Source organism: Aeromonas sp. FDAARGOS 1414 (genome assembly GCF_019047065.1).
In the GTDB taxonomy this organism is placed as follows: domain Bacteria; phylum Pseudomonadota; class Gammaproteobacteria; order Enterobacterales; family Aeromonadaceae; genus Aeromonas; species Aeromonas veronii_A.
On record NZ_CP077210.1, the window covers coordinates 720,426 to 739,124 of the forward strand.

An 18,699-nucleotide genomic window follows, 5' to 3' on the forward strand; every position below is an offset into this window, starting at 1 on the left:
GTGTGGAGGACAAGCAATTGAACGCTTGGGTGTTGGGGTTGGTCAGCATATCCGTGAGTATGCAGTTACAGGCTGGGGTCACCGAATTTGGTGCCGGTCTGGATCAATCCGTCTGGCGTTTGACCTCCGATACCCAGATTGAGTGTCGCCTCGAGCATCCTATTCCCAACTGGGGAACGGGGGCTTTTGTCAGTCGTGCCGGTCGCAAGATCAACCTCGACTTTGAGCTCAAGGGCAAGCGGCCGCAGGCCCAGACCCAGACGGTGAGTCTTGGCATCATGCCGCCGGTATGGCGCCCGGGAATAGCCGGGCGAGAAGTGAGTCAACTGCGTTTCTATCAGCAGTTCGATGGGCTGGTGGAGGGGCAAACCGCCTGGACCATGCTCGACGAGCTGGAGGGGGGGCGGATGCCGACCTTCCAGTATCGGGACTGGTATCGCCAGAACCGCGCGGTGCGAGTGTCCCTCTCGTCGGTTAACTTTCGGGTGAAATATCAGGCCTTTATCGACTGCCTGAGCGGGCTCTTGCCCTACAGCTTCAACGACATCGCCTTTAGCGTGCTTACCTACGACAAGAACAGCGATCAGCTCTCCATCCCCTCCAAGCGGCGGCTGGCGATGATCAGCGAGTTTATCAAGGCGGACAAGAGCATCGACGTGGTGGTGATCGATGCCTACAGCGACAGCTATGGCGGCCGCTGGCCGAACCTGAAGCTATCCGAGAAACGGGCCGATGCCATCAAGAAGGTGTTTGTCGATCTGGGGATCGATCCCGGCAAGATCTCGGTGGAGGGGCATGGCGAGAAGCAGCACGTCGCCTCCAACGAAACCGAACAGGGGCGTGCCAAGAACCGGCGGGTGGTGATCAGCATGGGGCGCAATGGCGAGATCTAGCGCCGTCCCCGGCAGCCGGATATAAAAAAGAGCGCATCTGCGCTCTTTTTTGGTCCTGCCATCCGGCAGCGGGAGTCGGGTAGCTTAGAAGCTGTCACCGAGGCCAGTACCGGCATCTTTCTTGGCGATCAGTTCAATCTTGTAACCGTCCGGATCTTCGACGAAGGCGATGACGGTGGTGCCGCCTTTAACCGGGCCCGGCTCGCGGGTGATCTTGGCACCGGCGGCGCGCAGCGCTTCGCAGGTGGCATAGATGTCGTCCGCTTCCAGCGCGATATGGCCGTAGGCTGAGCCCAGTTCGTACTCGCTCACCCCCCAGTTGTAGGTCAGCTCGATCACCGCTTCATCCTTCTCGTCACCGTAGCCGACGAAGGCCAGGGTGTACTTGTACTCGCTGTTCTCGCTCTTGCGCAGCAGCTTCATGCCGAGGACGCGGGTGTAGAAGTCGATGGAGCGTTGCAGATCGCCGACACGCAGCATGGTATGCAGAATTCTCATTGCTCAGTTCTCCGGGTTGGTGATGTGTACTGCTTTCAATCTCGGTTGTGAGGTCATCAGCTCTCGGGATAGACCTTCTCTTTGTATTCGCACAAGTCCTCGATGATACAGGAACCACAACGGGGCTTGCGAGCCAGACAGGTGTAACGCCCGTGCAGGATGAGCCAGTGGTGGACATCCAGCTTGAACTCGGCGGGTACCACTTTGAGCAGCTTCTCCTCCACCTGATCCACGTTCTTGCCTACCGCAAAGCCGGTGCGGTTGGAGACCCGGAAGATATGGGTATCGACGGCGATGGTGGGCCAGCCAAAGGCGGTGTTGAGCACCACGTTGGCGGTCTTGCGGCCGACGCCCGGCAGGGCTTCCAGCGCTTCGCGGTTCTCCGGCACCTCGCCTCCGTGGCGCTCCAGCAAGATGGCGCAGGTCTTGATGACGTTCTCGGCCTTGGTGTTGAAGAGGCCAATGGTCTTGATGTACTCCTTGAGCCCGTCCACCCCGAGATCCAGCATCCCTTGCGGGGTGTTGGCCACCGGATAGAGCTTGTCGGTCGCCTTGTTGACGCTGACATCGGTCGCCTGCGCCGAGAGCAGCACGGCGATCAGGAGTTCAAACGGCGAATTGAAGTTGAGCTCTGTGGTGGGGTGGGGGTTGTTTTCCCGCAGTCGCTCCAGGATCTCTCTGCGTTTCTGGTTGTTCATGCCTTGCGTCCGATCATAGCTCGGTCGCCCGGACGCGGGCCGGGGCAACGTTGCAGTGGGCCACGGTAGCGGCCTGTTTGCGATCCCGCCAGTCGTTGATGGTGTTCTTGGCGGCGATCAGCAGTCCCAGCCCGATAAAGCCGCCCGGCGGTAAAATCGCCAGCAGCAGGCTGGCATCAGCGTGGAACAGCTCGATGCGCAGGGATTTGGCCCACTCGCCCAGCAGCAGCTCGGCACCATCAAACAGGGTGCCCATGCCGATGATCTCGCGCATGCCGCCCAGTACCAGCAGCACCAGAGTAAAGCCAAGGCCCATCATCAGGCCGTCGAGGGCCGCCAGCAGCGGCGGGTTCTTGGAGGCATAGGCCTCGGCGCGGCCGATGATGACGCAGTTGGTGACGATGAGGGCGATAAAGATGCCGAGTGCCTGATAGAGGCCATAGGTGTAGGCGTTCATCAGCAGCTGCACGCTGGTCACCAGCGAGGCGATGATCATCACATAGACCGGGATGCGAATATCCTTCGGCACCCAGTTGCGCACCAGCGAGACGGCGAGGTTGGAGCAGACCAGCACCGCCATGGTGGCAAGGCCCAGCCCCAGCGCATTGGTAAAGGTGGAGGAGACGGCGAGGGTCGGGCAGAGCCCCAACACCTGCACCAGCGAGGGGTTGTTCTTCCACAGCCCCTGACTCATCAGCTCCTTGAGCTCGCCCTTGCGGCTTTCCAGCTCGGCAAGCGGGGCTATGCCCGTTTCAATCTGTTCCATCTGGTTCATGATGGCTCGACTCCGTTAGTTCGCCGCCGGACAAGCCGGGGCGTTGCTGAGCAGTTCGGGTTGCTCCTGCTGCAGTTTAAGCAGGTTCTTCACCGCCTTGACCACGGCTCGCGGGGTGATGGTGGCGCCGGTAAAGGCATCGAACTCGCCGCCATCTTTCTTCACCGCCCACTGGGGCTCGTTGTCATGGGTCAGGAATTTTCCGGCAAAGCTGTTGATCCAGTCCGATTTTTTTAGCTCGATCTTGTCACCCAGGCCCGGGGTCTCGTTGTGAGCGAGCACGCGCACGGCTGTGATGGTGCCCTTGGCATCAAAGCCCGCCACGATGCGGATCGCCCCGCTGTAGCCATCCGGCGCGATCGCCTCCAGCGCATAGCCGGTTACCACGCCATTTTTGCTGGCGGTATAGAGGGCTTGCGGCTGATCGCTGCCGAGATACTTCCTGCTGGTCACCTGCTTGCAGCTGGCCACCAGATCGTTGTCATAGCTCCCCTCCGGCAGCAATACCGAGAGAGTCTGCTGCTTCTCCAGCTGCTGCTGGTGGGCGATTTTATCCTTGGTCAGCTCGTTGGTCAGTACCACCAGCGCGGTACAGCCCAGCGCGAACATCGCCAGAATAAGGCCGTTCTTGCGCATGCTCTTTAACATGTCCGGGCTCCGTCAGCTGTGATGGGGGAAAAGGGCAGAAACATCATTGGCGACGGGCTCCATACACTTTCGGGCGAGTCAGGCTGTCTATAAACGGCACACAAAGGTTGGCCAGCAGCACGGCGAAGGCGAACGCATCCGGATAGCCGCCAAAGCGGCGAATGATGTAGACCAGCACGCCGATCAGCACGCCATAGACCAGTCGGCCGCGCGGCGTGGTGCAGGCGCTGACCGGATCGGTGGCGATAAAGAAGGCCCCCAGCATGGTAGCGCCGCTAAAGAGATGGAACATGGGCGTGGCAGTCGCATCCGGGCTTACCAGATAGCCGACGGTCGAGGCCGCCAGCAGGGCACCGAGAATGGCGGTGGGAATGCGCCAGTTGATCACCTTCTGTTGCAGCAGGAAGAGGCCGCCCAGCAGATAGCCGAGGTTGACCCAGCTCCAGCCGATGCCGCCCCAACCCTCGAACAGCGGGCCGCTCAGGATCTCGCCGGTGGTGAGCCCCTGAGTCAGGCCTGTTTTCAGGGTATCGAGGGGGGTCGCCATGGTGAGACCATCCACCCCCTGCTTGAGCTGGGTCATGCTGTAGCCGTCGAGACTAAAGCCGGTGAAGATCACCGACGCCGCATCACCAAAGCCGAGGCTGTAGGCGCGCACGCTCTCCGGTGGCAGCCAGCTGGTCATCTGCACCGGGAAGGAGACCAGCAGCAGCACATAGGCGACCATGGCCGGGTTGAACAGGTTCTGACCCAGTCCGCCGTAAAGGTGTTTGGCGACGATGATCGCAAAGGCTGTGCCCACTACCAGCATCCACCACGGCAGCAGCGGCGGCAGGGAGAGACCGATCAGCACGGCGGTGAGCGCCGCACTGCCATCCATCAGGGCTGGCTTGATGGCGCGGCCACGGAGCTTGAGCACCAGCGCCTCGCACAGCAGCGCGGTCACCAACGCCAGCAGGATCTGGATAAAGGAGCCCCAGCCGAAGAACCAAGTCTGGGCCAGCAAGCCCGGCACGCAGGCCAGGATCACCAGCAGCATCAGGGTTCGGGTCTGTTTGCGGTTATGGGCAAACGGCGCAGTCGCAATATTGAACATGAGTCTGTCGATTACCTTGTGGTTGTTCGGTCGGCTGACGGGGCATCTTCAGCGGCTGTCTCTGCGGCTCTGGCTGCCTCGGCCGCCAGCTTCTTCGCCTTGGCGCGGGCCACTGCGGCTGCAATGGCCGCTTTTTTCGGATCAACCGGGGCGTCAGCCACAGGGGCGCTCGCTTCAGGAGCCTCTGTGACGGCAAGTGGTTGCTCACTGCTGGCAGCATCGCTTTGCATCGGCTCAGCCGGTGCGCGCTCACCCTCAGTTCCGGCACTCTCTACCTGAGTACCGGCACTTTCTACCCCAGCACCGGCATTTTCTACCTCAGCACTGGTACTTGCGCTCTGCTGGGCCAGCTTTTTGGCCTTGGCCCGGGCGATGGCTGCGGCGATAGCGGCCTTCTTGGGATCGACCGCTTCACTTGCAGCCGTATCGCTTTGGCTGGTGGTTACTTCGCTCTTGGCTACCGTCATGTCGCGGGTCTGTGCGCTGGCAGCTGGCTCACTCTTCGCATCCTCAGCACCGGCACTTTCACCCTGCTGGGCCAGCTTTTTGGCCTTGGCGCGGGCAATGGCAGCGGCGATAGCGGCTTTCTTGGGATCAACCGCTTCGCTGGCCGCAGATGGCGCATCGCTTTGGGTTGCAGCGGATTCGCTGGTGCCTGTGTTTGCAGTCAGATCGCCCTCAGCGCTGTCACCCTGCTGGGCCGCCTTTTTGGCTTTGGCCCGGGCGATGGCAGCAGCAATAGCGGCTTTCTTGGGATCAACTGCTTCGCTGGCAGCAGATGGCGCATCGCCTTGCGAGCCTGCGTCGGCTACCGCGCTGTTGGCTGCGCTTACCGGCTCGCCACTGGCCTCGGCCTTTTTGGCTTTGGCACGGGCAATGGCGGCGGCAATCGCCGCTTTTTTCGGATCAACCTCTGCCTTTTGCTGATCAGCATCTACCTCAGGCGCAGCAACGGCTTCGGCAGTCACAGGCTCGGCGATATCGCCAGCCTGAGCGGCCTTTTTGGCCTTGGCGCGGGCCAGTGCGGCGGCGATGGCCGCTTTCTTGGGATCGCTGGCGGGGTCAACCGCCTCGGCGGGTTGCGCCGCAGCGGCTGTTTCGCTGTTTGCGCTCTCCGCCAGCTTGGCGGCGCGGCGCGCCTCCGCTTCCCGTTTGCGGGCTTCGCGGGCGGCAATCACCGCGCTGTTGTCAGGCAAGCCCTCGGCGGTGGCGGTAATGGCAGTGATGGGCGCATCCTGCTTGGCCTTGATGCGGGCCAGTGCCGCTGCCACCGGATCTTCCCCGCCTGCGGCCGTCATGGTCTGACGGCGCTGGGCGGCGGCTTCGGCGTGGCGCGCTTCACGGGCCGCTTTCTCCCGCTCGAAACGGGCCTGCTTGGCCTCGAAACGCTGCTTGGCACGCTCGGCTTTTTCGGCCTCGGCACGGGCTTCGCGAATGTCGTCTTTGGCAATCTTGTAGTACTGCACCAGCGGGATCTCGCTCGGGCAGACCCAGGCGCAGGCGCCGCACTCAATGCAGTCCATCAGGTTGAGCTTCTCGGCCTTGTCATACTCCTTGGCCCGGCTGTACCAGTAGAGCTCTTGCGGCAGCAGAGTGGCCGGGCAGGCATCGGCACAGGCGCTGCAACGGATGCAGGGCTGCTCCGGGCCGGGGGCGGGCAGTTCGGCCTGCGTCGGCGCCAGCAGGCAGTTGGTGGCCTTGACCACAGGCACCATGGCGTGGGGCAGGGTAAAGCCCATCATGGGGCCACCCATGATCACCCGCTGCTCCGCTTCCGGTTGCAGCTCGAAACGCTGCAACAGCCAGCGCACCGGCGTACCCAGGCGTACCCAGGCGTTGCCGGGTTTCTTGAAGCTGTCCCCGGTGAGGGTGACGATCCGCTCGATCAGCGGCTCGCCGTCGATAATGGCGCGCTTGATGGCAAACACGGTGGCGACGTTGAGCACCATGATGCCGATATCGACCGCGCGGCCCCCCTTGGGCACCTGACGGCCGGTGAGCAGTTCGATGGTCTGCTTGGCACCGCCCGAGGGGTACTTGGTCGGCACCGTCTTGACCAGCACATCTTCATCGGTGGCGTGGCGGGTCAGCTGCTCGATCGCCTCGGGCTTGTTGTCTTCCACTCCGATCAGGGTGAGTTTCGGTTTGAGCAGGTGCTTGAGCACCCGGATGCCATCCATGATTTCGTCGGCGTACTGCTGCATCAGCCGATCGTCGGTGGTGATATAGGGTTCGCACTCCAGCCCGTTGACGATCAGGATCTCGGTGAGCTGGCCGCGGCCGTCGAGCTTGCTGTGGGTCGGGAACACGGCGCCGCCAAGGCCCGCTACCCCCGCCTGCTGGATGCGCTCGAGCAGCTCGCCCCGCTCCAGATTCCAGTAATCGGCTTTGCCATTACGCTCGCCCCACTCATCCTCCCCATCCGGGGTGAGAATGACACAGAGATCGCCGAGCCCGGAGGGGTGGGCAACCGTGTGGTTGCCAATCTCGGTGATGGTGCCGGAGGTGGAGGCATGGACAGGGACGACCCGCCCCTTGGCATAACGGGTCAGCGGCTGCCCTTTTTTGACCTTGTCGCCCACCTGCACCAGCAGATCGCCGGCGGGGCCTGCGTGCTGGCGCAGCGGAATGATGAGGCGCGGCGGCAGACCGGCGTCCACCACCGGGCTCTGGCTTGATTGCAGCTTGTTGTCGGCGGGGTGAATGCCACCGTGAAAGTCCCAGAGCGTGCCGGCTTTGATACGTTCGAGTAAGGAATGCATGGTTGCTCCGCTGTTTATTCCACTATCTTGACCGGAATCTTGCCCGGAACATGCACGTTATTGAGATCCCACTTCCAGTTATCGACCGTGGTGGGCACCGGGATCATCTCGATGCAGTCGGTCGGGCAGGGATCAACACAGAGATCGCAACCGGTGCACTCGTTGGCAATCACGGTATGCATCGCCTTGGTGGCGCCGACAATGGCATCCACCGGGCAGGCCTGAATGCACTTGGTGCAGCCGATGCACTGATCTTCGTGGATAAAGGCGACCTTCTTGACCGGCACGGCGGCCTCGTCACTGCCCCCCAGCGGCTGGGGCTCGACCCCCATCAGATCGGCAATCTTGCGCATGGTGGCCTCGCCACCGGGTACGCACTTGTTGATCTGATCGCCGTTGGCGAGCGCCTCGGCGTAGGGTTTGCAGCCGGGATAGCCGCACTGGCCACACTGGGTCTGGGGCAGCAGGGCATCGAGCTGATCGACGATGGGGTCTGCTTCCACATGAAACTTGACGGCGGCAAAGCCCAGGATAATCCCGAACGCCAGCGCCAGCAGGGTGAGCACCAGAATGGCAAAGAGAATATGGATCATGGTTATATCTTGATAAGGCCGGTAAAGCCCATAAAGGCCAGCGACATCAGACCGGCGGTGATCATGGCAATCGACACCCCGCGAAATGGGGCGGGCACATCGGCGGCGACCAGACGCTCGCGCATGGCGGCGAACAGGATCAACACCAGCGAGAAGCCGGTGGCGGCGCCAAAGCCGTAGATCACGCTCTGGATAAAGTCGTGTCGCTCATTGATGCTGAGCAGCGCCACCCCGAGCACCGCGCAGTTGGTGGTGATGAGGGGCAGGAAGATCCCCAGCAGGCGGTAGAGGGTCGGGCTGCTCTTGCGCACCACCATCTCGGTAAACTGCACCACCACGGCGATCACCAGAATAAAGGCGAGGGTGCGCAGATAGGCGATATCCAGCGGCAGCAGGATATAGTGCTCCACCAGATAGGAGCTGGCACTGGCGAGGGTCATCACGAAGGTGGTCGCCAGCCCCATGCCGATGGCGGTTTCCAGCTTGCCGGAGACCCCCATAAAGGGGCAGAGGCCGAGGAATTTCACCAGCACGAAGTTGTTAACCAGCACGGTGCCGATCAATAAAAGCAGGTACTCAGTCATCAATTACCGTCACTGAAAGTCGGGTTATCGGGGGGTTGAAGGCGGGCGGTATTATCTGACGTTAGGGCCAGTTAAACAACCGCAAGGCCGCATGGTTATTATGCAACTGGATAATTTAGCCGGGGTTTTGGGCAAGAATCCGGTGGGTTTTGCGCCAGTAAGCAACACTGCGTGAACAATCTACCTCTGAGTGGGTGATTATTCGCGAACGAGACGTTTAATCCGTTGATAAAGAACCTCGACAATCTCCGTTTTATTACAGCCGTAGTGCATCTCTCGGTGGCAATTAGGGCAAAGGGCTACCGTGTTGCTAACCGTATCTGAGCCACCCTCTGCTAACCCTTTCAGGTGATGTACTTCCAAGAAGGGTTCCCCTGCGACGGTTATAAAGGGAGCAGGTTCGTTACATGATTCACATTGTTGGGCTGCATTTTGCAGTACCCACTCCCTGACTTGCAGGTCTCGTTCATGACTGTTGGTGATGACATAACGTGATTGGGGCGTTTCGACCCCTTGTGGAAGCGGCTGTTCCAGCGCGTTTTTGTAAGAGCGAAGGTTAAGTTCCTGTTGGCGGATCAGGCGTTCGATATGCGTAAAAGCGGTTGCCCCCACATTTTTGGCGGGTTTTAACCCGGGGAGCCAATCTCGTCCCATTTGGCACAGACATATGAGATGTTCTGCATCCGATATTCGAAGGATTTCTCCGTACGCCCGAATTGGCTCGCCAATTCCCGGTAATAGTGCTTTTTCACGAAGGGTTCACCAAGAGATGCTTTGGTTTGCATATCCAAATATGCAATAACCGCAGCCCTTAGCTCTTCTTCTGTCCAGTTATCGCTCAAAACCAGATCCTAATTAGAGGAGATAATGCTGTTGGGATTGGCCGGTATCATAGTGATAGACGGCGTCATCCGAGTGTGCTTTTATCGCCAGGCATATTAATCCAAACGACACCGCATTTCAGCTGTCATTTTGCGATAGCGTGCGCCCAGTCCATAAATTTATCTAAATAAATCAGTAAGCTATTTTTCATTTTCATGTTTCAGGCTCGCGATTGGATAGGCTACGCAACTATGTGCGTTGCACGTAATACACCCACAGGGAGGTGGTGATGGATCCGGTTTCCTATCTTTTTTCGGCTTATCTCAATCTGGTACAGCAGCAGGTTGCGGATATCTATGGCACTGAGGCCAAGACGCTGGTGGTGCAGTATGAAGGGGAGTCGGTTCCGTTCTCTTTTCAGCTGTGGCAGATCCAGCAGCCGAGCGTTTGTCGTCCCTACCAGCAGGATGTGCGGCGTTTTAGCCAGTGCACGGTCAAGGCGTCCGCCCTTTTTCACAAGCTGTGTGATGACTTGACCCGGCAGGATGACAGCAGCTGGCAACTGCCCAAATTTCGCACCATGTATTGCTCGGCAGCCGTCAGTTATCGGCCCCTTATCGCCGAAATAGGGGATGCCAAACAGAGTCCGGCCAAGCTGGCAGAGCGGGCTTGCAATCAGGCGATTCTGGCGGCGATGGATAGCGAAGATGAGACCCTGCAGGCCCAGCGGAATAAAGCGTGTGCAGCGGTGCAGTAACGCGAATTTATTTGACCAGATCATTTGCGTTTTCTTTGCGCGCCACGGCACACATGGGCTCTCTCTTGCCGGGTAAGATGGGGTTGCCCGCCGTGGCGGTAACAGTCGGATGCTTGCGGGCATATGTCGGTCACATCAGCCAGATCACCACCAGGAGGTAACCATGATCAGCCATATCGACCATCTGGTATTGACGGTCAGTGATATCGAACGGGCCGTGGCGTTTTACAGTTCGGTGCTCAATATGGAGGCCATCACCTTCGGTACGGGGCGCCGGGCGGTAGGGTTTGGCAACCAGAAGATCAATCTGCAGCTGCTTGGGCAGGAGCCGCGCAATCGGGCGCAGGTGGGGTCGGGGGATGTCTGCCTTATCACCCGCTGGCCGCTGGAGCAGGTGATGGCCCAGCTTGCCTGCCACGGGGTGGAGATTGTCGAGGGGCCGGTGACCAAAAGCGGTGCTTGTGGGCCGATAGAATCCATCTACTTCCTCGACCCGGATCAGAATCTGATAGAAGTGAGCATCTATCCCTGAGCCCACCAAGCCATCAGTCCCATCGCCATCATCAATAGAAAGGGGCCGTTAATTGACAGCCCCTTTCTCGTATCGCTATCGACCCAGCGCCAGTGGCTCTTTGCCGATTCTCCAGAAGCGCCCTAGAAAGGCGCACCGCTCTCGTCGCTCTCCTGTAAAAACTGCTCCAGCTCGGCCTGATAGGCCGCATCAGGTTGACCACTGCTGGCAGGGGTGACGGCGGCAGGACGAGCGACGGGAGGGGCGGTGAGGGTCTCCATCACCCGCTGCTGCAGATAGGGGTAGAAGGGGTTGGAGGAGGTGCGGGTGAGGGCGCCGGGGTTGACGATCAGCACTCCGCGCTCGCCACGCAGGGCCAGACCACCGAGGTTGATGCCGTATTGCTCCCGCTGCTGCGGGCGCGCCGCCATGCCATAGAGGGGGTCGTCCATCGGGAAGGGGAGCGCCACATGGGAGAGGGAGTAGATCTCTTTGGGATAATCGATACCCAGCGGGCGGAGCTGCTCAGGCTGATCTGCGCTGGCCAGCGTTCTGGCCTGCGTCGCGGGGGAGGCGGGGTCCACATTGCCCACCACGGTGAGGCGATAGTGCCCGGGGGCGTTTGGCAGCAAGCGGTGCAGCGCCAGCTCGGAGGCCGAGCTCATCAGCGGGCCAAACAGGGTACTGCGGTTGATATCAAACAGCACCAGTTCGCTGCCGTTGGCCGGCAGGTAGTGGTAGAGATCGGCAATGATGGAGCGAGTGCTGACGGTGTAGTCCATCACCGACTGGAAGGTGAGGGCGGGGGGAAACGCCGCCAGCTCGCCACTGGCGGCCAGCTGGCGCACCTGTTGCTGGATGGCGTGGGTCAGGCGATAGGACTGGCGCGCCCCGTTGACCGGAAACGAGTTGTACTTGAACGGGTTGAACTCCGGCATGGTGTCGAGCCAGGCGGCGTTGGCAAAGGCGGGCAGCAGAGCGGGCACGGCCTTGAGCCCGGCGAAGCGGGCAAAGCGGGTCACCCCGATCATCGGGGAGATCAGCACCAGCCGATCCGGTTTTGCCAGCGTGCCGCTCGGGTCGGCCAGCGCATCGAGCGCATATTTCACCGCTAGCGCGCCGCCGTTGGAAAAGCCCACCAGATGCAGCGGCCGCTTGCCCGGTGCCAGCAATCTGGCCTCCCGCACCGCCAGTCGGGTGGCGGCCAGCCAGGTTTCCCAATCCACATCTACGAGGCCAGCGGGCACTGTGCCGTGGCCGGGGATCCGCAGCCCCAGCGCGATAAAGCCCTGCTCCTGATAACGTCTGGCCAGATGGCGCAGGCTGTAGGGGGAGTCGGTCAGGCCGTGCAGCAGCACCGCCACCCCTTTGACTTCCCCCTCGGGGCGCAGCAGGTAGGAGCGGTTCCAGTTCTGCTGAAAGCGGGCGGGATTGATGGGGGCGTCCTGATAGTAGCGATTGCTGGCCAGTTGCTGCTCCGGCGGCGTCTTGGCAACCACCTCGGTGGCCACCAGCTCGAACAGCTCTGCTTCGCGGGCCAGATAGGCTTGCCAGTCGCTGCGATCGAGCTCATCGGCGCTGAGTTCGGGGGGCACCACTGTGTGCCACAGCTGCAGCGGCGCTGCCTGCCAGGCGAAGTAGGCGATCACCGCCCATGCGGTCAGCAACAGCAGCAACAGGGTCAGCAGAGCACGGCGAACAAGGCGGCGAGTGTGAGCCAGCATGGTGCAATCCTTGGCGATAGGGGTGGGGCCGCCTCTGGGCGGGCGAGTTCGGCGCAGCACCCTAGGCGCTGCCAATCGGCTTAAAGCCTAATGGAAACAAGGTGATATGTATAGTTGATGGCGTTCGGCCACGCTGGCTGTGGGCACCAGATCCCGCTGTTGGCATCAGGCTGGCCGTTCAAAGGTTGCATCGCGGCCATCTGGCGCTGTGAACTTATCCGCGGATGCCCGCTTGGGCGCTGCGATCTTGCAACTATCTGCCCCTGAGCGGGGGCAATTATGCTACTGTAGCGGCGTTTTTTGATGGATAAGCTGGCATTGGCCTTTTTTGAAGATGGAATGGTATGCAGAACTTTGACGTAGTGAATTGGCTGATGCAGCAAACAGCCTCCCCGGCGCAGCCGGAACAGGCGATGGCACAACCGGGCGCGGCCCAGACCCTGTGGCAGGTGCACCATGCTGGCTAACGAATCCATGCGCCTGAACAAATACATCAGCGAGAGTGGTATCTGCTCGCGCCGCGAGGCCGACCGCTTTATCGAGCAGGGCCACGTCTTTATCAACGGCAAGCGCGCCGGGATCGGCGATCAGGTGCAGGTTGGCGATCTGGTCAAGGTGAACGGTCAGGTGATCGAGCCGCGCGAGGCGGACAGTCTGGTGCTGATCGCCCTCAACAAGCCGGTGGGCATCGTCAGTACCACGGAGGCGGGCGAGAAGGACAATATCGTCGATTTCGTCAACCACAGCACCCGGGTCTTCCCCATCGGGCGGCTCGACAAGGATTCGCAGGGGCTGATTTTCCTCACCAACCACGGCGATCTGGTCAACAAGATCCTGCGGGCAGGCAACGATCACGAGAAAGAGTATCTGGTGACCGTCGACAAGCCGGTGACCGACGAGTTTGTGCGCGGCATGGCGGCCGGGGTGCCGATCCTTGGTACTGTGACCAAGAAGTGCAAGGTGAAGAAAGAGGCACCGTTCGTCTTTCGCATCACCCTGGTGCAGGGGCTGAATCGCCAGATCCGCCGCATGTGCGAACACTTCGGTTTTGAAGTGACCAAGCTGGAGCGTATCCGCATCATGAACGTCAGCCTCAAGGGGCTGCCGGTGGGCGAGTGGCGCGATCTCACCGACGACGAGCTGATCGATCTGTTCAAGCTGATTGAGGACTCCTCCTCCGAGGTGAAACCGGCCAAAGGCGACAAGCCCAAGGCGGCCAAGGCCCCTGCGGCGCAAACCGCCAAACCGGGGCAGGGCAAGAAGCCGCGCCGCGATGATGATCACGAGATTGGCGGGCGTCCCAATGTGCCGGGCCCGGAAGCCTTCGAGAAGAAGCTGCCGGTGGGCAAGGGTGGCGCGGGCAAAGGTGCTGCCAATAAAGGTGGTGCTGGCAAGGGCAGTGCAGGCAAAGGGGCTCCCGGCAAGGGTGGCAAACCGGCCGCAGGCAAGCCGCGCACCGCTAACACAGGGCGGCAGAAGAAGGGGCGCTGAGTTGCCCACCTGAGCGGCGTCAGCCTCGTCTTGTCACCCCCAGACTGTTATCCCCAACACACCGGCCTCAGGCCGGTGTGTTGCTTTGGGCCGCAGAGCTGGCAGGGAGGGGCGCCGAAAGGGTCGGCTCGCTGGCGGTCGGTAACCCCATGACGCGAGGATAGTGGCGCGGGTCGAGGCGCATTACCAGCAGGCTCATCAGCAGCAAGCCTCCCAGTTGCCACTGCCAGGCGGCCGCAAAGTCGCCCACATAGTGATAGAGCCGTGCCGCCACCCAGGGGCCGGTGGCCGCCAGCATAAAGCCGAATCCCTGCATCAGGGCGCTCAGGGTGCCCGCGCGGTGCGGGTCGGGCAGGTGATCGAGCGCAATCACCATGATCAGCGAAAAGCTGCCGCCAAGACCGGCACCGCACAGCATACACCAGAGAATGGGGGCACTGGCTGGCGCCAGCCAGAGGCCGCCGAATCCCGCCAGCTGCATGGCGATGGCAAGGCCCATCCAGGGTCGTCGATCCAGACTGCGCGCCGCCAGCAGCGGCAAGCCGAGACCGCTGGCGGTCTGCGCCAGTGCCAGCCAGGCGACCAGCCCGCCAGCCTGTGCAGCGTTCCAGCCCTGCGCCATATAGGCGGGGGCCAGCCAGGCCACCACGATGCCGTAGCCGCTGTTAATGATGCCAAAGCAGACGATCAGCAACCAGCTGCGGGGCAGGGTGATCAGCCGTTGCTCGCCGTGGGGAATGGCGACCGCTGCGGTGTTTGGCAGACGCACTTTCCACCCTAGCCAGACGAGGGCCAGCAGCACCGGCAGGCTCCAGAGCGCCAGTGCCCGCGACCAGTCGAGGCTGACTGCAAGCCTTGGGGTGAGACTGGCCCCCAATGCCCCGCCCCCCATCATGCAGGCAGAGAAGATCCCCATCACCAGCGGCACCTTGTGGGCGAAGGCCTGCTTGATCAGTGCCGGCAGCACCCCCTGCACCAGTGCCGACCCCAATCCACACAGCGCCGCGCTGGCGATCAGCAAGGCACCGCTTTGGGCATCGAAGCGCATAGCGCTGCCAACGCCGAGCAGCAACAGGGCCAGCCCCAGCAGTTGGCACGCACTGGCGCGCCGACGCAGGCTGGGAGTGAGCCGCACGCCAATCCCGATGAGCCAGAGCGGCAGCAGGGTAAGCCAGGCGAGGGTGTCCATCCCCAGCGACAGGGCGCGGCCAATCTCGCCGCTCAGCGGGCCGATGGCGGTAAGAAAGGGGCGCAGATTCAGGCCAGTCAGGATCACCAGCACCAGCAGGGCAAACTGCTGGCGGCGCGCTTCTGCCGGGCGTTCGAAAGTCCCTTTACTCATGATCAGGCGCTGCTTGTTGCGGCTGGTGGCCGTAGAGATCCGCCGCCGTCATGGTGACGGCCAGTTTGACCAGCGGCAGAGGTGGCGGTGCCAGCGGCAGTCCCAGCGTTTGATAGGCGGCAGTGCTGTCAAAGCCGAACGGGGCCGCATCGGCGTTATCAAAGGCGTAATAGACGGCGGCTATACCGTTCATCACCAGCGCGCCGAGGCACATGGGGCAGGGGTGACCGCTGGCATAGACGATGCCGCCCGCGAGCGGCGCGCTCTGGCTTGCCTTGCGCAGCGCCTCCAGCTCGGCGTGACGGGTGGGATCGCCATCCAGATGAATGCCGTTGACCGCGCTCGCCACCAGCTGGTCATCGCGCACCAGCAGGGCGGCGAAGGGGCGACCGCCCTGCCGGTGATTTGCTCTGGCCAGTTGCACCGCCTGCTCCAGCCAGCGCTGATGAGTCGGGAGGGTGATTGATGAGGGGATCGGGCGGGCGTTGGCAGAGGCAACAAGGGGCGCAGACATGATGAAAAACCCTGATTTGACTGAACAAATGTCAGCCTAGCGGCGAAACAAGGCATTTGGAAATTAAATGATAAAATGAGTTTCAGTGGTTTTATAAATGGAGAAACCCATGCTGGATCCCCTGTTACTGCGCAGTTTTATCGCCATTATCGACACCGGCAGCTTTACCCGGGCCGGTGAACGGGTCCATCTGACCCAATCCACCATCAGCCAGCAGATCCGCCGCCTTGAGCAGCAGCTCGGCTGTCCGCTGCTGGACCGCTCCGGTCGGCAGGTGGTGGCAACGGCGGAGGGAGAAAAATTGCTGGGGCTGGCCCGCCGCATTCTGGCGCTGCTGGCGCAGGCCGAGGAGCAGGTGAGCGAGGGGAGCATATCGCTCAGCCTCGGGGTGCCGGAGGATTTTGCTGCAGGGGCCATTACCCCGGTGCTGGCCACCTTTGCCCGCGACTACCCCGAGGTACGGTTGGAGGTGCAAAGTGGCCTGAGCCACGAGATCTGGCAGCGTTTTGCGGCGGGGGAGCTGGATCTGGCGTTGGTCAAGCAGACGCGGGGGCAGGGTTCGCCCCTTGCCAGCTGGCGCGAGCCGCTGGTGTGGGTCGACAGTCGCGACTGGCCCGCACGGGAACGGGATCCGCTGCCGCTGGTGGTATTCCCGAGCGAAGGGCTCTATCGGCGGCAGATGACCGAGGCGCTTGATGGTCTGGGTCGGCGTTGGCGTATCGCCTATGTCAGCGCCAGCCTCGCCAGTTTGCAGGGGGCGGTGAGCGCGGGGATCGGGGTGAGCTTGCTACCCAAACGGCTGATGCCCGCCGATCAGCTGGCCCTGACCCAGTGGCCCAAGGTGGTGCCGGTGGAGCTGGCGCTCCATGCCGGGGGAAGCGGGAGCGAGCCGCTCACCCGCTTGAGTGCGGCCCTAATCGCCCTTTGTGACGAGGTGATGGGGCCGCAGTGAGTGGCTATGTGGGGGAAAAACTTCTGTGGGGAAAAACTGGCGTCGGAAAGATAAGGCAGAAAAAGTGCGGGGAGGGATCAGTGATCCTTCCCCTCCGCCAGCTTGCGCTCGTAATCCTGTTTCACAATGGCCAGTGCCGCCAGCACCAGCTCGGGAGCCAGCTGGTTGGTCTCCAGCAGTTCAATCAGATCCACCGCGAGTTTTACCTCGGGCGGGGCAGTTTCCAGTGACATGGGCAGGGTTCCGGTTGCGGGAAGAGGGGGGATTATACAGGGGCGCCGCCGCAGGCCGAAAGCGCCCGCTGTATCGGGAAGGGGAATCACCAGGGTCAGAGGTGCTGGCGCATCTCCTTGTCGATCTCCTCGCGCAGGGCGATCAGCTTTTTGGCGTACTGCTGCAACTGCAGATCGCTCTCGCTCACCGGTTGCCACTGAGGTACCGGGGTCGGCTTGCCCTGCTCATCCATCGCCACAAAGATGATGATGCAGTGGGTGGTCTTGTGGCGCTCGGTCTCGGTGGGGTGGCGGCTGTAGACATCTACCGCCAGATGCATGCTGGTGGTACCGGTGTGGATCACCTGGGCGTGCACCTCTACCAGCTGGCCAATCTGGATGGGGCGCAAAAAGCGGATCCCTCCCACATAGACGGTCACCGCATAGCCGCCACACCAGCCAGCGGCGCAGGCATAGCCCGCCTGATCGATCCACTTCATCACCATGCCGCCATGCACCTTGCCGCCGAAGTTGACGTCAGAGGGTTCGGCCAAAAATTGCAGGGTCAGTTCACGGGGGGGGATCATGCTCTCTCCTTGGTTCGGGGTCATTGACGGTAGCTCTTGCGGTAGGCGTCAGCCTGTTGGCAGGGGGGCAGGTTGTTGAGGTCGGGCCGCTTGTTGCCCTCGCGCTGGCCGAAGCTGGCGAACTCCTGCTGACACGTGTCGGCCTTGCCGCCCTCCTTGATGCAGGCGTCGATCCGCTGTTGCTTGCCCTGCTCGACCAGTTGCTGCTGAGCTTGCTGGCAGGCGGCATCCAGCTTGGCCTGCTGGGCTGAGCGATCCAGCTCGCTGGCGGCACTGGCAGTGCCGCACAACAGCAGAACCACGAAAGGGGTGATGATGCGCATCCTGATGCTCCTTGTTGACCTGTTTCAGGTATACCGCGAATGGCGGCAGGATGCACAGGGGGGCGGCGCAATAATGGGGCCCATTCACTCTTGGTTCATGACGCCAGCGCCAGCATGGGGCGAACAATAGCGAGGTGTCACGATGAAACAGATGCTGGAACAGTTACTGGGGGCTGGCAAAGGCTGGCTCAACGAAGGCGGCGACAAGCGCAAGGGGCAGATGCAGGGAGCGCTGGCCGGTGGCGCGCTCGGTATGCTGCTGGGCAATAAAAAAGTGCGCAAATATGGCGGCAAGGCCGCTGCCGTGGGCGGCGCGGCAGCCCTTGGCGGGCTGGCCTACAAGCTCTATCAGGATTGGCAGGCCCAGCAGGCGGCACCCGCCCAGCCTACCCATCCCGTCAGTACCCTGGAAGGCAATGCGCTGGACGCCCGCGCGGCCCTCTTGGTGCGCGCCATGGTGGCGGCAGCCCGTGCCGATGGCCATATCGACGGCGCCGAGCGCCAGAAAATTCAGGAGTACCTGACCGAACAGGGTCAGAGCGATGTGGCCCGCTGGATTGACGCCGAGCTGGCCCGTCCCCTCGATCCTCACGCACTGGCGCGGGAAGTGACCGACATGGAGCTGGCCACCGAGGTCTATCTCGCCTCCCTGCTTGCCATCGAGGTGGATCACTTTATGGAGCGCGGTTATCTCGACGAGCTGGCGCGCGCCCTCAAGCTCGATGACAACCTCAAGGGAAGCATCGAGCGGCAGGTGGCTCAGCTTAACGCCCCCGCCTGATATCCCTCACCGCCATGGATTGCCGATAACGCCCCGTTCATGGGGCGTTGTTGTTTCTGCTGCCCGTCAAAAGATGCGGATGAGCCTATTTGGATTGCTGAGCACAGCCCCTAAGATGGCGCAGGACCATCACCAT

General features: G+C 61.8%; 23 protein-coding genes. 7 read left to right on the forward strand and 16 right to left on the reverse strand.

Features of this window, described 5'->3' with window-relative positions; genetic code table 11:
• Positions 1 to 17: 17 nt before the first annotated feature.
• On the forward strand, positions 18 to 893 hold the full coding sequence (locus I6L44_RS03225) for an OmpA family protein (protein ID WP_005337611.1): 876 nt from the start codon (positions 18 to 20) through the stop codon (positions 891 to 893).
• A gap of 84 nt (positions 894 to 977) precedes the next feature.
• On the opposite strand, the gene gloA is transcribed toward I6L44_RS03225, so the two are convergent.
• From gloA to I6L44_RS20485, 10 genes are all read right to left on the reverse strand, one after another.
• Positions 978 to 1,391 (reverse strand): lactoylglutathione lyase, encoded by a 414-nt coding sequence (gene gloA, locus I6L44_RS03230; RefSeq protein ID WP_005337610.1) that lies wholly within the window; start codon positions 1,389 to 1,391, stop codon positions 978 to 980.
• A 56-nt stretch (positions 1,392 to 1,447) separates the two neighbouring features.
• Entirely contained in the window at positions 1,448 to 2,089 is a 642-nt protein-coding gene (nth, locus tag I6L44_RS03235; RefSeq protein ID WP_107682337.1) for an endonuclease III, read from the reverse strand.
• 13 nt (positions 2,090 to 2,102) lie between these two features.
• Positions 2,103 to 2,855 carry an electron transport complex subunit E gene (locus I6L44_RS03240; protein ID WP_216954336.1) on the reverse strand — a complete coding sequence of 251 codons (753 nt, stop codon included), beginning with the start codon at positions 2,853 to 2,855 and terminating at the stop codon, positions 2,103 to 2,105.
• Positions 2,856 to 2,879: 24 nt separating this feature from the next.
• Positions 2,880 to 3,512 (reverse strand): electron transport complex subunit RsxG, encoded by a 633-nt coding sequence (rsxG, locus tag I6L44_RS03245; RefSeq protein WP_005359614.1) that lies wholly within the window; start codon positions 3,510 to 3,512, stop codon positions 2,880 to 2,882.
• Between the two features lie 43 nt (positions 3,513 to 3,555).
• Complete coding sequence (gene rsxD, locus I6L44_RS03250; protein WP_144712554.1) at positions 3,556 to 4,608, reverse strand: electron transport complex subunit RsxD; 1,053 nt, start codon at positions 4,606 to 4,608, stop codon at positions 3,556 to 3,558.
• An 11-nt stretch (positions 4,609 to 4,619) separates the two neighbouring features.
• Complete coding sequence (gene rsxC / locus I6L44_RS03255; protein ID WP_216953277.1) at positions 4,620 to 7,370, reverse strand: electron transport complex subunit RsxC; 2,751 nt, start codon at positions 7,368 to 7,370, stop codon at positions 4,620 to 4,622.
• A gap of 14 nt (positions 7,371 to 7,384) precedes the next feature.
• Positions 7,385 to 7,963, reverse strand: coding sequence for an electron transport complex subunit RsxB (gene rsxB / locus I6L44_RS03260; RefSeq protein ID WP_005350799.1), 579 nt, complete (start codon positions 7,961 to 7,963; stop codon positions 7,385 to 7,387).
• Between the two features lie 2 nt (positions 7,964 to 7,965).
• Positions 7,966 to 8,547, reverse strand: coding sequence for an electron transport complex subunit RsxA (gene rsxA / locus I6L44_RS03265; protein WP_005337600.1), 582 nt, complete (start codon positions 8,545 to 8,547; stop codon positions 7,966 to 7,968).
• Between the two features lie 198 nt (positions 8,548 to 8,745).
• Positions 8,746 to 9,201 (reverse strand): HNH endonuclease signature motif containing protein, encoded by a 456-nt coding sequence (locus tag I6L44_RS03270; RefSeq protein ID WP_254204257.1) that lies wholly within the window; start codon positions 9,199 to 9,201, stop codon positions 8,746 to 8,748.
• Positions 9,174 to 9,389 carry a hypothetical protein gene (locus tag I6L44_RS20485; protein ID WP_254204307.1) on the reverse strand — a complete coding sequence of 72 codons (216 nt, stop codon included), beginning with the start codon at positions 9,387 to 9,389 and terminating at the stop codon, positions 9,174 to 9,176. The genes I6L44_RS03270 and I6L44_RS20485 overlap by 28 nt, the downstream gene beginning before the upstream one ends.
• 269 nt (positions 9,390 to 9,658) lie before the next feature.
• On the opposite strand from I6L44_RS20485, the gene I6L44_RS03275 reads away from it, so the two are divergent.
• Both I6L44_RS03275 and I6L44_RS03280 read left to right on the forward strand, forming a co-directional pair.
• Complete coding sequence (locus tag I6L44_RS03275) at positions 9,659 to 10,126, forward strand: hypothetical protein (protein ID WP_216953278.1); 468 nt, start codon at positions 9,659 to 9,661, stop codon at positions 10,124 to 10,126.
• A gap of 163 nt (positions 10,127 to 10,289) precedes the next feature.
• Entirely contained in the window at positions 10,290 to 10,658 is a 369-nt protein-coding gene (locus I6L44_RS03280) for a VOC family protein (RefSeq protein WP_216953279.1), read from the forward strand.
• A 122-nt stretch (positions 10,659 to 10,780) separates the two neighbouring features.
• Here I6L44_RS03280 and I6L44_RS03285 read toward each other — a convergent pair whose 3' ends face one another.
• Positions 10,781 to 12,361, reverse strand: a complete 1,581-nt coding sequence (locus I6L44_RS03285) for a carboxylesterase (RefSeq protein WP_216953280.1) — start codon at positions 12,359 to 12,361, stop codon at positions 10,781 to 10,783.
• Between the two features lie 344 nt (positions 12,362 to 12,705).
• On the opposite strand from I6L44_RS03285, the gene I6L44_RS20555 reads away from it, so the two are divergent.
• Together I6L44_RS20555 and rluF are read left to right on the forward strand one after the other, a co-directional pair.
• Positions 12,706 to 12,828 (forward strand): hypothetical protein, encoded by a 123-nt coding sequence (locus tag I6L44_RS20555; protein ID WP_265177312.1) that lies wholly within the window; start codon positions 12,706 to 12,708, stop codon positions 12,826 to 12,828.
• Complete coding sequence (rluF, locus tag I6L44_RS03290) at positions 12,818 to 13,852, forward strand: 23S rRNA pseudouridine(2604) synthase RluF (RefSeq protein ID WP_139741399.1); 1,035 nt, start codon at positions 12,818 to 12,820, stop codon at positions 13,850 to 13,852. The genes I6L44_RS20555 and rluF overlap by 11 nt, the downstream gene beginning before the upstream one ends.
• A 67-nt stretch (positions 13,853 to 13,919) precedes the next feature.
• Here the strand turns inward: rluF and I6L44_RS03295 are convergent, their stop codons facing one another.
• Complete coding sequence (locus I6L44_RS03295; protein WP_216953281.1) at positions 13,920 to 15,194, reverse strand: MFS transporter; 1,275 nt, start codon at positions 15,192 to 15,194, stop codon at positions 13,920 to 13,922.
• Positions 15,187 to 15,708, reverse strand: coding sequence for a nucleoside deaminase (locus tag I6L44_RS03300; RefSeq protein WP_216953282.1), 522 nt, complete (start codon positions 15,706 to 15,708; stop codon positions 15,187 to 15,189). The genes I6L44_RS03295 and I6L44_RS03300 overlap by 8 nt, the downstream gene beginning before the upstream one ends.
• A gap of 109 nt (positions 15,709 to 15,817) precedes the next feature.
• Here I6L44_RS03300 and I6L44_RS03305 point away from each other — a divergent pair, with 109 nt between their 5' ends.
• Positions 15,818 to 16,660 (forward strand): LysR family transcriptional regulator, encoded by an 843-nt coding sequence (locus I6L44_RS03305; RefSeq protein WP_216953283.1) that lies wholly within the window; start codon positions 15,818 to 15,820, stop codon positions 16,658 to 16,660.
• Between the two features lie 77 nt (positions 16,661 to 16,737).
• Here the strand turns inward: I6L44_RS03305 and rsmS are convergent, their stop codons facing one another.
• From rsmS to I6L44_RS03320, 3 genes are all read right to left on the reverse strand, one after another.
• Entirely contained in the window at positions 16,738 to 16,893 is a 156-nt protein-coding gene (rsmS, locus tag I6L44_RS03310) for a pleiotropic regulatory protein RsmS (protein ID WP_074042636.1), read from the reverse strand.
• A gap of 95 nt (positions 16,894 to 16,988) precedes the next feature.
• Positions 16,989 to 17,459 carry an acyl-CoA thioesterase gene (locus I6L44_RS03315; RefSeq protein WP_216953284.1) on the reverse strand — a complete coding sequence of 157 codons (471 nt, stop codon included), beginning with the start codon at positions 17,457 to 17,459 and terminating at the stop codon, positions 16,989 to 16,991.
• Positions 17,460 to 17,479: 20 nt separating this feature from the next.
• Positions 17,480 to 17,782, reverse strand: a complete 303-nt coding sequence (locus tag I6L44_RS03320) for a hypothetical protein (RefSeq protein WP_216953285.1) — start codon at positions 17,780 to 17,782, stop codon at positions 17,480 to 17,482.
• Positions 17,783 to 17,924: 142 nt separating this feature from the next.
• Between I6L44_RS03320 and I6L44_RS03325 the strand changes: the two genes are divergently transcribed.
• Positions 17,925 to 18,563 (forward strand): tellurite resistance TerB family protein, encoded by a 639-nt coding sequence (locus I6L44_RS03325; RefSeq protein ID WP_216953286.1) that lies wholly within the window; start codon positions 17,925 to 17,927, stop codon positions 18,561 to 18,563.
• Positions 18,564 to 18,699: the final 136 nt, after the last annotated feature.